The organism is Janthinobacterium sp. P210005 (genome assembly GCF_036231865.1).
Lineage (GTDB): Bacteria > Pseudomonadota > Gammaproteobacteria > Burkholderiales > Burkholderiaceae_D > Janthinobacterium > Janthinobacterium kumbetense.
The window spans coordinates 646,476-661,499 of sequence record NZ_JAZARC010000001.1 but is presented as its reverse complement, the minus strand read 5'-3'; the positions used below and the strand labels follow the sequence as shown (position 1 = coordinate 661,499).

The window sequence follows — 15,024 nt, the reverse complement described above, 5'->3', positions numbered from 1 at the left end:
GTTACTAAATTTCGTTCATAGGTGATTTCATGGCCCGCACCGGCATTCTGTACTCTGATGTTATGAAAGCAGCCCAAATCGTCTCTGCCGATGGGCGCAATCCCACGGTCGACAGCGTGCGCGAAGCGCTGGGCAGCACTGGCAGCAAGAGCACCATCGCTCCCCTGCTGAAACGCTGGAAGGAAGAGTTCCAGGGCGTGGGCGCCGTGAAAACGGAATCAGGCTTGCCGGCCGAATTGATGGAAGCGATGCGCGGCGTGTACGACAAGCAGCAGCGCGACGTGGCGCAGCAGCTGGAAACGGGCATGCGGGAAAATCGCGCCGAACTCGATGCGGCTTTGGCGCAGCTGAAGAAGACGGAAACGGAACGCTTGAAACTGACGGAGGCGCGCGCCGCCCTCACCCAGGAATTGCGCGCCACCCAGCACGCGCTGGCGCAATTGAAGGAAGAACACCATTTCCGCGCCGTCACCCTGGCCACCTTGCACAGCGATAACGCGGGCTTGACGCAGCGCCTGGCCGACCGGGGCGAGGAAATCGCCGCCCTGAACCGCCAGCTGGCGCAGGTGCGTTCGCAGTTCGACCATTACCAGGAAGCGGCGGCCGCCCAGCGCAGCGAGGAACGGGCCCAGGCGCAGCAACGGATCAGTCGCCTGGAACAGGACAACGCCCAGCTGCAGCAGCGCCTGCAAGGCCAGCAAGCGACGCTGGTGCAGCAGGACATGCGCCTGGCGCAGCTGCAGGCGGAGCAAACGACGCTGGCGGCCCAGGCCGCGGCAGACCGCGAAGCCCTGGCGACCGTGCGTCCCGAGCGCGACCAGTTCGAATTTCAGTATCTGCAGGCGGCCGCCTCCGCCGACGCGCTGCTGGCCAAGCTCGACACGGCCCTGCTGGCGCTGAACGACGCCAAGGTGGCGCTGGCCGCGCAAGACCGGCAACTCGACATGCTGGCGGAAAACGGGCAACTATCGCAACAGAAAATGGAAGCATTGGCGCAGGAGCGCGACGGTTTGCTGCGCGACAATGCCGGCATGGCGGCCAGGCTGACCCTGCTAACCGAGAGCAAGGAGCAACGCCGGGTTTGACCCCCTCCACGTGTGGCCTGGGATAGCTACGACTGTCCCAGGACGGGCATCGCCAGCCATCAGGGCTAGCCCCATTATTTCGCCTGTCCCATGACGGCCGACGGGGCAAATATGTGCCGCATTTCACGTTGACGCCGAAAGGCGCGCCGCTCGAGCAAAATTATGACCGCGCGGCCATGGATGTCACGTTTGGCAAAGTGGATCCGGCTGGCGGCGCTTGCTTGCGGGCTTCCGACACGCCCAGCACGAACAGGACGACCCACAGCGCGACGCCAAAATAATCGAGGAAATCGAGGCTGGCGAGGAACACGGCGGTATCGTTCGGGTCGCGCGGCCGGTAATGCACGCGGATGTGCGCACCGGGCGCCATGCTGGCCAGGCGCCAGGCCGTGACGGCCTGATCTCGGTGGCAGCCGGCGTTGCCTATCCGCGAGACGCCGATGCGCGAGCTGCGGTAGGCCTTGCCATCCACGCTGTAGCGGTAGCTGAGCTTGACGCACCAGTCCTGCGACTTGCCCGTGCGTTGATACATGCTGCTGCGCACGATTTCGGCGTTGGTCACGGGCCAGGCTGGCGAGGCGAGCTTGTCATACGCGCGCCAGAAGGAAAAATACGCCGTGGGAAGGGCGAGCAGGATCAGGAACCAGCCCATCATTCTTGCCAGGGCGGGGTCGATGGCGCCAGGGTCTTTCATCGCCCGGGCGGTGCGGCGCGGTAGCGCACCCGTATCCACGCGCCGAGGATGTCCACGCCGCCGTCGCCGGCGTCTTCGACCCAGCCCGCGCGCGCATACAAGCGCCGCGCGCCCGTATTGGCCAGCTGCGTCTTGAGGCTCAGCCGGGGACCGAAGCGCGCCGCCACGGCGGCCAGCAGTTGTGTGCCGATGCTCAGTCCGCTATGCGCCGGGTGCACATATAAATGGTGCAGGAAATGTTCGGGCGCGTCGCCCGTGTGCACGGCCGCAAAGCCGGCGACGATGCCGTCACGCTCGGCAACGAGGATTTCTTCGCCCTGCGTCGCTGCCGTGAAAGCGGCGGCGCTGGCGACAGGGCCGAAGGTGTCGCGCCCCGCCAGCGCCAGGATGGCGGCGCAGGAAGGCGTGTCCGCCAGCGCGAATGGCCGAAGCGTGGCTGGCGTCATGCGGCGGCGCGCAAGCGAGGCGATGCCGTGGCGAAATGAGGACGAAGCATGGGCGCGCGTATCAGTTATCGGAATGCCATTATACGGTCACAAACGGCGGTTCAGCACGCTGTCGATATCGTGGGTTTTCAATTCCACTTCGAGCGTGCCGTCTTGCAGCCAGTAACCGTCGTCCCCCTGGCGTAGCGCATCCAGATCGAGCGTGCCCAGCGCTGGAGGGATGGCGCCAGCGAGAACAGCAGCTGCATCATCCCAGGCCGCATACAACAGTTTCAGGTACCAGCCGTCGTCGTGGGCAAAGGCGAGGAAGCGGTTTTGCAAGGCGGCCAGCCCCGTGCGCCGCGACGCGGCGGCGTGATAGGCCAGCGCCGCGGCCACGTCCGCATCCTGGGGCGGCGGCGCCGCGCCCCGCCAGTCGGCCCAGGCATGGCTGCCGCAGGCGTGCAGGTCTTCCCGGGCCAGGGCCGGCAACTGCTGCCGCGCCAGGGTCTGGTAGCCGGCGGGCTTCCTGGCCGTCCCGGCGCGGCCCTTGCGCAGCACGATGCCGCCGGACTCGCCGAGGGCGGGGAGAAAATCCTTGAATTCGATGCCGGAAGCGACCAGCATGCGCTCGGCCGGGTCGTGCCACAGATACAGATAATGTCTCAAGTCGGAGTCCGTTTGGGTTTCGGTGTCGTATTCAGTGCCACGGCGGCGCGTATCAGCGCCTTGAACGCCGCCGTATCGAGGTGCGCGCCTTCGTGCAGGTCGATGGCCCGGCGCGTGTTGCCGTCCAGGCTGGCATTGAACAGGCCGGCCGGATCGGGCAAGGCGGCGCCCTTGGCGAAGGTGAGTTTCACGGCCAGTTTATAGGTTTCGCCCGTGCAAATCATGCCCGCGTGCGACCAGACGGGCACGCCGCGCCATTTGACTTCCTCGACCACGTCCGGGTCGGCCTGGCGTATCAGTGCGCGCACCGTGGCCAGCGTCTTGCCGCGCCAGTCGGCCAGCGCGGCGATTTTCGCGTCGATCAGGCGTGTAGCGGACTCGGCGCTCACCGCCCCATCCTGGGACTGCGTGTCTGGTTCTGTTTTTTTCATGGCGGTGATCTCCTTTCCTGGCTTGCCTGTGCCTGTGTGCGCCTGCCTTACGGCGCGGGATCGGCCATGCAAGCGGCCAGCGAGCTGATGAACTGGTCGCGCAAGGCCTGGTACTGCGCATCCGTCGCGAATTCCCGTTTGTCCGCCGGCTGGTTGAGCAGATAGGCGGTGGCGACCGTCCCGCTGGCGGCATGCAGCAAGGTATATAAACTGATGATGCCCGCCGATTGCGTGACATTGGGATTGTTTAATCCTAGCACTTCCACGCCCTGGCGCGTGTCCGTTTCCAGCGACACCAATTGGGGCGCCTTGCTGTTGGCGGCCATCTGCTGCATCTGCGCCACGATGGTGTCGCGGTCGGCGGCAAACCTGCCTGCGGCGCTGCGTTCGATTTTCAGGTTCACCAGGGGCAAGCTGCCCTTGCGGAACAGCATCAGCCGATAGCCATCGGCCACCGATACCCGCCCCTCTCCCGTCGCCAGCTTGACGCTGCGCGTCGTCACGTGCGCGGGCAGGCGGTCCTGCTGCCGGAACTGGAACTCGCTGCGGTTGATGCATTGCGCCAACGGCCCCAGGGGATCGGCCGTGCGGTCTTGCGCCTGGGCGGCCAGGGCGGCAACGAGCATGGGAATGGCAAGCAATGGGCGGTGATTCATGAGCGGCATCAGTCCAGGAGTGAAGGTGCCGCGAGCATAACCGTCCATATTGCCAGAAGGCAAATGTTTAGTTGCCATCCTCTAAAGCCCGCGTGCATGGCTTCTTAATAGGAAATTCACCTGGCCCGCGTAGCATTCAGATTGGCAAGGCTCTCATTGTGCAGCGCCTGCCCTTTTCCGGCTGAATCATGAATGACATCGCTTTACCCCTGCACCACGGCGCCGCCGTGCCGCACCCGGCCAGCGGCCACCGCCTGAAAGCGGCGCTGGGCGCCCTCTTCTTTCCCCGCCAGCGCACGCGCTGGCAAGCTTTCCTGGGCAGCATGCCAGGCCTGAATTCGCTGGCGCAGCTGCATCCTTGCTTGCGCTTCAAGATTTACCGCCCTTACGCCTCGCGCCGGCTCGGCTGCGCGGACAGGCTGGCCTTGCTGGAAGGCCATTACCGTTTCCTGTGGCAAGCCGGGGCGCGCGCCCTGGTCGAGCGGGCCGCACGCCAGCCCGTGGTGCTGGCCGCGTTCGAAGGCAAGGATGGGGCGCTGTACCGCTTGCAGCTGACGGCCATCCACGACAGCTACCGCGAAGGCGAACTGTGCCTGCGCCTGACGCGCGACGGCCAGCCGTTCTACCTGGCCAGCTTCCTGTTCCTGCCGCGCGCCGATGGCGTGTCCCTGCAACTGGGTGCGCTGCAAGGCTTGCGCTCGGAAGCGGGCGCGCAAGCCGTGAAGGCGGCCACGCGGGCGCTGCACGGTTGCCGCCCGAAAAACCTGATGGTGACGGCCCTGCGCGATTTCGGCGATTTTTTTGCCTGCAATAACCTGTTTTTGATCAGCAATGACAACCGCATCGCCCTGAATGCGCGGCGCCGGCGCCATATCGCCGCCGATTACGACCTGGCGTGGCAGGAATTACATGCCTTGCGCATGCGCGACGGTAATTATCACCTGCCCTGCGCGCCCTACCGGGCGCCCGACCTGGCCGACGTGCCATCGAAGAAACGGGCCGATGCGCGCCGACGCGGTGAATTGCTGCAATGCATGTCTGCCGACATGCGCGCGCAGTTGGCGTGCCTGCTGGAAGCGCCGATGGCTGAACATTGAGCAAACGCAAGCCTTGCCATACCGGCAAGCATAAAACTCAGGCAACCTTCATGTTGGGCCCGTATCCTTCACCAGGCATGCCAGCCACCTTCCCCATGCGCCGGCGTGCCTTCGATCCACTCTGGACAAGGTTACCCATGACACCCACTTTCGCCCTCCTCCCCCTTTGCCTCGCCGGCAGCGCTGCACTGGCCGCCCCCGCGCTGGACGACGCCGTGCGCCAGCGCGCGGAAGAACTCACGCGCACGGGCTTGCACGCCAGCATCGTCATCGCCGTGATCGAAGGCAAGGACAGCGCCGTGTATGGCTTTGGCAGCAGCCAGACAGGCAAGAGCGCCAAGCCTGGCGCCGACACCGTTTACCAGATCGGCTCCGTCACCAAGACCATGACGGCCTTGCTGCTGGCCAATGCCGTCGTCGATGGCAAGGTCAAGCTCGACGAGCCCGTGGCGGCCTTGTTGCCGGGCTATACCGTGCCTGCCTTCGATGGAAAAACGATCAGCCTGCTCGACCTGGCCACGCATTATTCCTCGCTGCCGCGCCTGCCCGACAACTTCGCGCCCAAGGACCCGGCCAACCCGTATGCCGATTACACGGAAGCGAAGCAGCGGCAGTTTCTTGCCGCCTACCACCTGCCGCGCGCGCCAGGCACGGCCTTTGACTACTCGAACATCGGCTACGCCGTGCTGGGCACGGCCCTGGCGGCCCAGGCCGGCACCAGCTATGAAGCGCTGCTGCAAAAGCGTATCGCCGTGCCGCTCGGCATGCGTTCCACCTCGAACAAGCCCACGCACGGCATGCTGGCGCGCCTGGCGCCCGGCCATCTGCTGTCGGGCGAAGCCACGCCCGCCTGGGATTTGAATGTGGTGGCGCCGGCCGGCGGCGTGTATTCCAGCGCGCGCGACATGGTCGCCTACCTGCAGGCATATATGTTCAAGCCGCTGCGCCCGTATGCGCTGGCGATCCAGCCGCAGCGTCCGGTGGCGTCCGGCGACGACACGAAAATCGGCCTGTCCTGGCTGCTGGAACAGCGGCAGGGCCAGGCCTACGCGTGGCACAGCGGCCAGACGGGCGGCTACAGCAGCTATGCGGCGTTCACGACGGACGGCAAGCGGGGCGTGGTGGTGCTGACGAATACGGCGCGCGACGTCGATGCGCTGGGCTTGTCCACCTTGCTGCCCGGCACGCCCCTGCCGCCGCTGAAAAGGCCGCAAGCGGCCATCGACGTGCCGCGCGCCGCGCTCGCCGAGTACGTTGGCGAATATCCACTGGACAAGGATTTCACCTTGACGGTGAGCCTGGGCAAGCAAGGTCTGGAAGCGGCCGGCACCGGCATGGGATCCGCCCCCTTGTTTGCCAGCGCGAAAGACCAATTCTTCTTCCGCGCCATCGACGCGGAACTGGCGTTTACGCGCGATGCGGCGGGCAAGATCGCCAGCGCCGTGCTCAAGCAAAGCGGGCAGGACACCGTCTTGCCGCGCAAACCGTAGCGATCAAGCTGCCGGGTCTTGCATGAATTGCTCGACCCGGGCGACAAACGCCGCCTTGCTGCGCGTGCGAAACTCGCCCAGGAAGGCGTCGCTGCCCTGCACGATCTTGCCGTCGCGGTCGTATGCCACCTTGCCCATTTCCAGCACGAATTCGCCCTGCGGGTCGTCTTCCGGCTCGAAGTGCGAATTGAAGCAGTAACCGCTGTCGCGGCAGCTGCCCCACAGCAGCAATGCGCTGCTGAACCATTCCATGGTGTCCGGGCCCGGCTCCACTTCGAACAGGGTGTTGACGGTGATGTGCCAGCCGCCCGGTACGCGCAGCGGCTGCAATGGGTAGGGAAAACGTGGCGGTTTCATGGGGACGGCGGCGCGCGGCGCGTTTGATAAAAGGCAAGGAATTGCGCTGCCGGCAGCGCTTTGGCGAACAGCCAGCCCTGGCCGAATTCGACTTTGCGTTCCAGCAAATAATCGGCTTGCTGCTGCGTTTCGATGCCTTCGGCCACGATCAGCATGTTCAGGGTGCGGGCCATGGCGATGATGTGCGGCGTGACGCTGCTGGTGGCGGCGTCCGTGCCGATGGTGTCGACGAACGATTTGTCGATCTTCAAGGCGTCGAGCGGCAGGTTTTGCAGGCTCGACAGGCTGGAATAGCCGGTGCCGAAGTCGTCGATGGCCACGGCGTGGCCGCGCGCCCTGGCCTTTTCGATGGTGGCGCGCGCCGCGTCCACGTTGATGAAGCCCCGCTCCGTCGCTTCCAGCCAGATCTGCTGCGCCTCGATGCCCGTGCCGGCCAATGCCCGCTCCAGCACGTCGAGCACGCGGCCCGTTTCGATATCGCTGGCGCACAGGTTGATGGCGATGTGCAATTCGCGGTCGGCCAGCAGCGCGGCGCGCATGTCGGCGATGACGCAATCGATCACCTGGTCGGTGATGGGTAGAATCAGATCGCCTTCCTCGGCCACGGGGATGAACAGGTCGGGCCGTATCATGCTGCCATCGGGACGGCGCCAGCGTATCAGCGCTTCGGCGCCCACGCACACGCCCGTGTCGAGGGCGATGATGGGTTGATAATGGACAAAGAATTCGCGCCGGTCGATGGCGATGCGCAACTCTCCCATCAGCGACAAACGGCGGCGCGACAGCCACACGACGATGCCGACGAGGAAGGCGGCCATCAGCAGGCCCAGCGGCAAGAGCAGCAGCTGTTCGCGCCGCAGCCTGTCGTTCAGCTTGCTGCGCGGTTCGATCATGACGGCCGTCAAGCCGTCGCGGTACAGCATGGCATGGATGCTGCCGTCCGGCACGGCGCCGGCCGCCGCCGGCTGGCCGGCCAGCAAGGCTTGCACCAGCGCCGGGTCCGGATGGTGCAAGGTGTCGAGCACGCCCCGCTTGCCGATGGCCACGGCCATCTGGATGTCGCTGTCGACGATGACGTCGGAAAAGCGCACAGGATCGATCAGCACCTTGTAGGCGCGATACGACAGCCCCACCATGCGCTTGCCGCCGCTGACGACGGGGCGCAGGTCGAAATCGAGGCCCATGCCATTGTCCAGGGTAAAGTCGGCGGGCGTGACGGCGATGCGCTCTTCCTCGATGCCCGTGGACGTGCATTTGAGCAAGCCGTTTTCCACATAGCCGATATCGTCGATGCTGCGCGTGGTGATGGTGATGCGGCGCAATTGCTGGACATGGGCTTCCGAACACGGCGCCAGCTCCAGCGCATCGGCGCTGCGCAGGGCCATGCTGGCCGAGGCGATCGAACGGTGGGCGCGCTCGAGCGCGTAACCGGCCAGCAGGCGCAGGCGTTCCTGCTCGCCCTGCTCGGCCCGCACGGACGACAGGTAAAAGGCCAGGCTCAGGGGAGCGGCCACGCCGATGACGGCCACCAGCACGCTCGTGACGATAATGCGTTTTCTGCGCATGCAATTCCCGCGGTAGTTATATGATTGCCATGTATTGCTCGATGGCATCATATTACAAGCAGAGGCCGCGCACGCAGAACTTGCTGAACAGTTACACTTTTTCCAGCGGCCTTGCCAGCACGAACACCAGCGCCGCCACCACGGCCGCCAGTCCGCCAGCCAGGTACAGCACGCTGGCAAAGCCGTCGATGAAGGCGTGCCGCGCCGCTTCCTGCGCCACGGATTGCAGGGCGGGCGGCAGCTGGCCGAAGGCGTCGGACGCGTTGCCGGCGACGATGCGCCCGATCATTTCCGGCGAAGCCTTCAAGCCGTGCAGCCACGCCAGTTGCTCGAACGAGGCGGCCGTGCGCATGGCCAGCACGGCGCCCAGCGCGCCCACGGCCAGCACGATGCCGACGAAGCGCGTGGTGGTGCTGATGCCGGAGCCCATGCCCGTGCGTTCCCTGGGGATGCAGGCGAGGATGGCCTTTTGCGTGGTGCCGTTGAGCAATCCGGCCCCCGCCCCCGTGACAACCATGCCGGCCGCCACCCAGCCGTACTGCAGGCTGGCGGCGGCCAGGGCCGTGGCCACGTTGCCCGCGGCGACGATCAGCAGCCCCGTCACGAGGATGCCGCGGTCGTCCAGGTAATGCATGGCGCGCGGCGCCAGGCGCGACAGCACGACCATGGCGACGGCAAACGGCAGCATGGCGCAGCCGGCCAGCACGGCGGAAAAGCCGAAGGCGTTCTGCAGATACAGCGGTAAAAAGGTCATCATCACTTGCGCGGCGATGGCGTAGCCGAACATGCCCAGCACGGCGCCGACGAACACGCGCCGGCCAAACAGGGATAAATCGACCATGGGCGCGCGCTGACGCCGCTCCACCAGCACGAACACCAGCAGCAGCGCCGCGCCGGCGGCAAAGCGCAGCAGTGTGGCGCGGCTGGACCAACCCGCCACGCTGGCGTCGATCAAGCCCCAGATGATGCAGAACAGGCCGGCGGAAAACAGCAGCGCGCCCGCCGGGTCGAAGCTGGCGTTGGACGCATCCTTCGATTCGTCCACATGGCGCTGCACCAGCCACATCAGGATGGCCACGACGGGCAGGTTCAGGTAGAAAATCCAGCGCCAGTTGATGGCGCTCGTGATCAGGCCGCCCAGCAGCGGCGCCACCGTCATGGCCACGCCCATGGCCGCGCCCCACACGGACCAGGCGCGCGCCCGCTCCTTTTCCGCATGAAACGTGTGGCCGATGACGGCCAGCGCGGATGTCAGCAGCAGCGCGGCGCCGAGTCCCTTGACGGCACGCGCCACGTTGAGCACGAACGGCGTCCACGCCAGGCCGCACAGCAGGGACGCCAGCGCGAACACGGCCAGGCCAAACAGCATCACCCTGCGCCGTCCCAGGCGGTCGGCGATGCTGCCGGCTGGCAACAGGAACGAGGCGAACGCCAGCATGTAGGCGCTGACCACCCATTCCACGTCGACGAAGCTGGCGTTTAGCGAGCGGGCGATCGACGGCAGCGAGACGGCCACCACGTTGGTGTCGAGCATGATCAGCGCGCACACGCCCGAGCACGTATATAAGGTCCAGTTGGTATTCTTCATGCCCCGATTGTAAGCACGCTTGTATTATTTCCTGTTATAAGATGATCGCCTTATAATTCACTGATGGTGAATACAGACAAAGACATGGAATTGCGGCATTTCCGCTGCATACTGGCCGTCGCGCACAGCCTGCACTTCGCGCGGGCCGCTGCCGAGCTGGGAATTTCGCCGCCCGCGCTGACCAAGCAGGTGCAGGAAACGGAAAGCCTGCTCGGCACGCGCCTGTTCCAGCGCAGCAAGCGCGCCGTGGCCCTGACGGCGGCCGGCGAATTGTTCGTCATCGAAGCCACCCGCGCGCTGGGGCAGCTGGCGCAGGCGCAGGAAGTGGCGCGGCGCGCGGGACGGGGCGAGCTGGGACGGCTGGAAATCGGCTATGTGGCCTCGGCCGCCTACTCAGGCGTGCTGCAGGACCAGTTCGTCCGCTTTCGCGCCAGCCACCCCGGCATCCACATCGGTGCGCGCGAATACGCGATGGATGCCCTGCCCGGCTTGCTGGACCAGGGCCGGGTGGACCTGGCGTTCGTGCGTCCGCCCCTGCACTTGCCGGACGGACTCGACAGCGTGGTCTTGCTGCGCGACCGCTTCGTGCTGGCCGTGCAAGCGGACAGCCCGCTGGCCCGCCTCGGCGTGGCGGGGCCGGCCGCACTGGCGCAGCAGGCGTTCATCGTGCCGGAACAGGAATTGGGGACACTGGAAGCGAGCCGGCGCGGCGGCTTTGCGGCCCAGGTGGTGTCGCGCCCGGGCAGCCTGGTGGCCGTGCTGACGGAAGTGTCGCTGGGCGTGGGCTGCGCCATCGTGCCCCACTCGGTGATGGCCAGCGTGCAATTGCCCGGTGTGGTATTCCGCGAGCTGGAAGGGCCGCAGATCAGCTCGGAAATCGCCGTGGCCTTCCGCCGCCACGAACAGGCGCCCGCCGCGCGCGCCTTCATCGCCCAGCTGCGCGCGGCGGCGCTGACTTAAGGTCAAACGCCTTTCAATACGGCCACGGCGTAGGTGCAGGCCGTGGCCGTTTCATTCCTGAACACGCAGTCGGCCGGCGGGCCCAGTTCCAGGCAGTCGCCCTCGTCCAGCACGTGGCGGCTCTCCCCTTCGATGAAGACGAGGCTGCCGCTGAGCGACCAGATGAGTTGCCGCCGCGACGCGTAGGCGGCGGCCGGCATGGCCACCACGGCGCCGGGCGGCAAGGTAATATGCACGAGGTCGAGCGGCATGTCGGACGCGGGCGACACGTGGCGCCGCACATAGCCGCTCTGCGGGTCGATCCACACGGGCTGCTCAGCCTGGCGCAGCAAGCGCCCTGCGCGCATTTCGGCGCGGGCGATCAATTCGGACATGCTCAGGTCGAAGGCGCCCGACAGGCGCGCCAGCAAGGTGGCCGTGGGGCTGCAATCGCCTCGCTCCACCTTGTGCACCATCGCGCGCGACACGCCGGAGCGGGCCGCCAGCTGCGTCAGCGACCAGCCCAGGCTTTCCCGCTCGAGGCGTACCCTGGCGCCGATGCGCTGGTTCAATTCGTCTGGTTTAGTGGACATAATCAGGATTTATTGGACAAAAGCGTTGGCGGCAATCTATGATTTGTCCATTATAGTAGACGCCTAGCAAGGAGAGCAACATGCAGATACGCGATGCCCACGCGGGCGACATCGAGGCCATCACGGCCATCTACAACGATGCCGTCAGCAATACCCTGGCCATCTGGAATGAACGGACGGTCGATGCGGCCAACCGCGCCGCCTGGCTGGCCGACCGCGAAAAGGCCGGTTATCCCGTGCTCGTCGCCATCGATGCGGAAGGAACTGTCGCTGGCTACGCCTCGTTCGGCGACTGGCGCCCGTTCGAAGGTTTTCGGCATACGGTCGAGCATTCCGTGTACGTGCGCGCCGATCGGCGCGGCGCCGGGGTCGGCAAGGCCTTGATGGGGGAATTGATCGCGCGGGCGCGCGGCCTGGGCAAGCACGTGATGGTGGCGGGCATCGAAGCGGGCAATGCCGGCTCGATCGCCCTGCACAAGCAGCTGGGTTTCGAAGAGGTGGGATTGATGCGCCAGGTGGGCACCAAGTTCGGCGCCTGGCTGGACCTGGCGTTCCTGCAGTTGCAGCTCGACACGCGCAGCGATCCGGACGGCGTCGCGCCGCCCGGTTGAGGTCAAACAAATATCAAGGAGCGCGCATCAGAGATCGATCTCCGGTGGCGGACGGCGCAGCGCCATATGTTCCCACACGGCCACCAATACCAGCACGCAGCTGGTGATGCAGGCCAGGGTCAGGGGCGAATACAGCCGGCCATACGCCATCGGTATCAGCGCCAGGATGATCAAGATGCCCAGCAGGTGCGACAGCGGCGGCGTGGCGCGGTCGTTGCTGACCCATTTAAACAAGGCATTGCCCAGCAGATACAGGATCGGGCCGCCCAGCAAGGCGCTGATGCCGGCGAAGCTCGCCTCGTCCGGATGCACGAGGGCCAGTTCGTCGGCCACGGCGGAAACGATCACACCGCCCACGATCAGCACGTGGATATACGTGTAAGCCTTGCGGGCGATGCGGCCCGGGTCCTTCGAGTGGGCGATGCGGTGGTGGCCCGCCTCGGCGCCCGTGTCGAAATAGATCCACCACATGGCGATGCTGCCGACCAGGGCCGACAAAAAGCCCAGCCAGTTGGCGGCCGTCCATTCCAGGCCGGCGAAGGTGGCGCCCGTCACCAGCAGGGATTCGCCCAAGGCGATGATGACGAACAGCGCGCAGCGCTCGGCCATGTGGCCGCCGTCGACATCCCAGTCGGCCGTCGAGGAACGGCCCAGGCCCGGCATGCCGAACTGCATCCAGGGACCGGCCAGGTCGATCAGCAGGGCCGCGCCCCACCAGAAGATGCGCTGCTCGGGCGACGCGATGCCGCCGGCGATCCAGAAGATGCCGGATAGCACGGCCCACAGGGCGATGCGCTGGAAATTGCGGCGGCGCGACAGTTCCTCATGGCGCACGGCCCACCAGGCGAACAGGGGGCGGCCCACCTGCATGGCGACGTAGGCGCCCGCAAAACCCAGGCCCCGCGTGCCGAACGCTTCGGGAATCGAGGCCGACATGAGCAAGCCGCCCAGCATCATGGCGAACAGGCTGATGCGCACGGGAATGCGTTCGGGATCGAGCCAGTTGGTGATCCACGAGGTAAAGATCCACACCCACCAGACGGCCATCAACAGCAGGCCCGTCTGCAGCCAGCCCATGGCGCTCAAGTGCGCCAGCAAGCCGTGCGACAGTTGCGTGACGGCAAATACGAACACGAGGTCGAAGAACAGCTCGATCATGCCCACCTTGCCGCTGTCCTGCACGCCGCGCTGGCGCAGCAGGGAAATGCGATTATTCATTTTTTTCCTTGCATAAATACCGGACCGGCGCCCGCGGCGCTGGCCAAAACGGCACGATGATAGCAGATGGGGATGGCGGCCATGGCGACGCGCTGCGGTCGGCATGCGTTTGCTCTTCCGGCCGAATTTCGTTACGATGGGCCGCATGCGCGGGACACCACCTCCACCATGTATCAGCTGAACTGGCGCGGCCCCTGGCTCGCTGCCGTGCTGCTGCTATCGCTCGGCGGCGACGCCCCGGCGCTGGCGCGCCAGCTGGCCGAACCGGCCCCCGCGTGCCGGGCGCCGCAAACCATGGCGCTGACGGTCAACAGCGACGCCATCGCCACGGCCAGCAACGATATCAATGACAACACCCAGGTGGCGCTGCGCGCCAACGGCACCGCCTACTGGACGGTTTTATTGTCGACAGCGAATATCCTGCTGCAGCTGGGCGCCGACCGCGGCGATACCATCGTGACGTTTCAGAAAGGACTGACCCTGCGTTTCCAGGCGCTCGGTCCGCAGCAATATCAAATCCTCATCGATGGCCCCATCCTCGATGACGGCACGCAATACACACTGACTGGCAAGGTGGTAGCCGTTTTTGAACGCTGTCCGGCCCTGCCCGCGCCGGCCGCGCAATAAAGCCGCGCAGGCCATCTATTTAAATCAATAAACCGTTTATATTCAATTGCATTTCCTATCCCGCTTGCCTGCCGCCGCGCAAAATGGCCGGCGGCACATTCCCGCGCCGCGTCCGGAAGCCGCATTATTCTTGCCTTCGCGACAATTCGAGAGAATCGCGCAAAAAAATAGGCATAGAATCGCTACTCGTCATGCGCAAGAGCCGGCATGGTTATATTACGAATAGCCGGAAACTACTTTTTTGAATAAGCAAATAAGAAAAATATTAATCAATTCCGGATTGATTAATATCAAATGTCTTGTCTTTATTTGAAATTGCGTATTGTCCCGCCATATTTTTATGGCATGGTCGCAAAGCCGTCGCAATACCGTTTCCACCGACTTACCCAACTGCCCCGAACCTGTCGGCCACGGGGCGCCCACCGCAAGTGCAGGCCGATATCACCTCATGGAGAATGTCATGTCTAACTTACCTCGCGTCGAAGTCACCAACCATACGCTGGCCTCCGGCCAAAGCGTCACCACCAACACCACGCCGAACAGCATCGCGCTGTCCATCGCCAGCAGCGACAGCAACAACCAGACCGGCATCGCCTTCCAGTTCCAGGGCCGCACCACGTACTGGAATCCCAGCGTCAGCACGGGTTTCACCACGGCCAAGCTGGCCAGCGACACGGGCAACGGCGTCGTCACCTGGAAAGCCGGCCTGACGGTCACCTACTCGCCGCAAAGCACGGGCCTGTATAACGTGCTGCTCTCCGGCGACATCGTCGACAGCGGCACCTTGTATAGCTACACGGGCTTCGTGCTGGCCACCTTTACCTCCAACTCGCAGTAAGCGGCGGTTCCGCGCCCGCCTGCGGGCGGGCGCTCCGGATGGCCGCCCGCCACCGCATCCAGGCAAGCCGCCTGGTCATCCGACGCCCTTCCGGGCCCACCCGTTGTAAACGATTGCGTTGCCGCGCGGCAGCCATGCCGC

General features: G+C 65.3%; 16 protein-coding genes and 1 pseudogene. 7 read left to right on the top strand and 10 right to left on the bottom strand.

The window, feature by feature from the left end; all coding sequences use genetic code 11:
- The first annotated feature begins 62 nt into the window (after window positions 1-62).
- On the top strand, window positions 63-1,085 hold the full coding sequence (locus tag VPH40_RS02730; RefSeq protein ID WP_328572584.1) for a DNA-binding protein: 1,023 nt from the start codon (window positions 63-65) through the stop codon (window positions 1,083-1,085).
- Window positions 1,086-1,245: 160 nt separating this feature from the next.
- Here VPH40_RS02730 and VPH40_RS02725 read toward each other — a convergent pair whose 3' ends face one another.
- From VPH40_RS02725 to VPH40_RS02705, 5 genes are all read right to left on the bottom strand, one after another.
- A complete protein-coding gene (locus VPH40_RS02725; protein ID WP_328572583.1) occupies window positions 1,246-1,779 on the bottom strand; it encodes a DUF3592 domain-containing protein in 534 nt (177 codons plus the stop codon).
- Window positions 1,776-2,225 carry a GNAT family N-acetyltransferase gene (locus VPH40_RS02720; RefSeq protein ID WP_328572582.1) on the bottom strand — a complete coding sequence of 150 codons (450 nt, stop codon included), beginning with the start codon at window positions 2,223-2,225 and terminating at the stop codon, window positions 1,776-1,778. Before VPH40_RS02720 ends, VPH40_RS02725 begins: the two co-directional genes overlap by 4 nt.
- Before the next feature lie 87 nt (window positions 2,226-2,312).
- The gene (locus tag VPH40_RS02715) at window positions 2,313-2,873 is read right to left on the bottom strand and encodes a hypothetical protein (RefSeq protein ID WP_328572581.1); all 561 of its coding nucleotides are present in this window, start codon (window positions 2,871-2,873) and stop codon (window positions 2,313-2,315) included.
- Window positions 2,870-3,304: a DUF1801 domain-containing protein gene (locus VPH40_RS02710; RefSeq protein ID WP_328572580.1), complete on the bottom strand. Its 435-nt coding sequence runs from the start codon at window positions 3,302-3,304 to the stop codon at window positions 2,870-2,872. Before VPH40_RS02710 ends, VPH40_RS02715 begins: the two co-directional genes overlap by 4 nt.
- Window positions 3,305-3,351: 47 nt before the next feature.
- A complete protein-coding gene (locus VPH40_RS02705; RefSeq protein ID WP_328572579.1) occupies window positions 3,352-3,960 on the bottom strand; it encodes a hypothetical protein in 609 nt (202 codons plus the stop codon).
- 188 nt (window positions 3,961-4,148) lie between these two features.
- Here VPH40_RS02705 and VPH40_RS02700 point away from each other — a divergent pair, with 188 nt between their 5' ends.
- Window positions 4,149-5,057: a VirK/YbjX family protein gene (locus VPH40_RS02700; protein WP_289905011.1), complete on the top strand. Its 909-nt coding sequence runs from the start codon at window positions 4,149-4,151 to the stop codon at window positions 5,055-5,057.
- 137 nt (window positions 5,058-5,194) lie between these two features.
- A complete protein-coding gene (locus VPH40_RS02695; RefSeq protein ID WP_328572578.1) occupies window positions 5,195-6,547 on the top strand; it encodes a serine hydrolase in 1,353 nt (450 codons plus the stop codon).
- 3 nt (window positions 6,548-6,550) lie between these two features.
- Here VPH40_RS02695 and VPH40_RS02690 read toward each other — a convergent pair whose 3' ends face one another.
- The 3 genes and pseudogenes from VPH40_RS02690 to VPH40_RS02680 form a co-directional block, all read right to left on the bottom strand.
- Window positions 6,551-6,904, bottom strand: a complete 354-nt coding sequence (locus tag VPH40_RS02690; protein WP_289914959.1) for a hypothetical protein — start codon at window positions 6,902-6,904, stop codon at window positions 6,551-6,553.
- Window positions 6,901-8,469: an EAL domain-containing protein gene (locus VPH40_RS02685; protein ID WP_328572577.1), complete on the bottom strand. Its 1,569-nt coding sequence runs from the start codon at window positions 8,467-8,469 to the stop codon at window positions 6,901-6,903. Before VPH40_RS02685 ends, VPH40_RS02690 begins: the two co-directional genes overlap by 4 nt.
- A gap of 91 nt (window positions 8,470-8,560) precedes the next feature.
- Window positions 8,561-10,060, bottom strand: a pseudogene (locus VPH40_RS02680) (MFS transporter); the annotation flags it as partial.
- A 60-nt stretch (window positions 10,061-10,120) separates the two neighbouring features.
- Between VPH40_RS02680 and VPH40_RS02675 the strand changes: the two are divergent.
- Window positions 10,121-11,017: a LysR family transcriptional regulator gene (locus tag VPH40_RS02675; RefSeq protein ID WP_328572576.1), complete on the top strand. Its 897-nt coding sequence runs from the start codon at window positions 10,121-10,123 to the stop codon at window positions 11,015-11,017.
- A gap of 2 nt (window positions 11,018-11,019) precedes the next feature.
- Here the strand turns inward: VPH40_RS02675 and VPH40_RS02670 are convergent, their stop codons facing one another.
- Window positions 11,020-11,589, bottom strand: coding sequence for a helix-turn-helix domain-containing protein (locus tag VPH40_RS02670; RefSeq protein WP_305061862.1), 570 nt, complete (start codon window positions 11,587-11,589; stop codon window positions 11,020-11,022).
- Window positions 11,590-11,669: 80 nt separating this feature from the next.
- Here VPH40_RS02670 and VPH40_RS02665 point away from each other — a divergent pair, with 80 nt between their 5' ends.
- Window positions 11,670-12,200, top strand: a complete 531-nt coding sequence (locus VPH40_RS02665) for a GNAT family N-acetyltransferase (RefSeq protein ID WP_099668026.1) — start codon at window positions 11,670-11,672, stop codon at window positions 12,198-12,200.
- 27 nt (window positions 12,201-12,227) lie between these two features.
- Here the strand turns inward: VPH40_RS02665 and VPH40_RS02660 are convergent, their stop codons facing one another.
- A complete protein-coding gene (locus tag VPH40_RS02660) occupies window positions 12,228-13,418 on the bottom strand; it encodes a low temperature requirement protein A (protein WP_099668027.1) in 1,191 nt (396 codons plus the stop codon).
- A gap of 168 nt (window positions 13,419-13,586) precedes the next feature.
- Here VPH40_RS02660 and VPH40_RS02655 point away from each other — a divergent pair, with 168 nt between their 5' ends.
- The gene (locus tag VPH40_RS02655) at window positions 13,587-14,045 is read left to right on the top strand and encodes a hypothetical protein (protein ID WP_328572575.1); all 459 of its coding nucleotides are present in this window, start codon (window positions 13,587-13,589) and stop codon (window positions 14,043-14,045) included.
- A gap of 460 nt (window positions 14,046-14,505) precedes the next feature.
- Window positions 14,506-14,883: a hypothetical protein gene (locus VPH40_RS02650; RefSeq protein ID WP_099668029.1), complete on the top strand. Its 378-nt coding sequence runs from the start codon at window positions 14,506-14,508 to the stop codon at window positions 14,881-14,883.
- Window positions 14,884-15,024 lie beyond the last annotated feature (141 nt).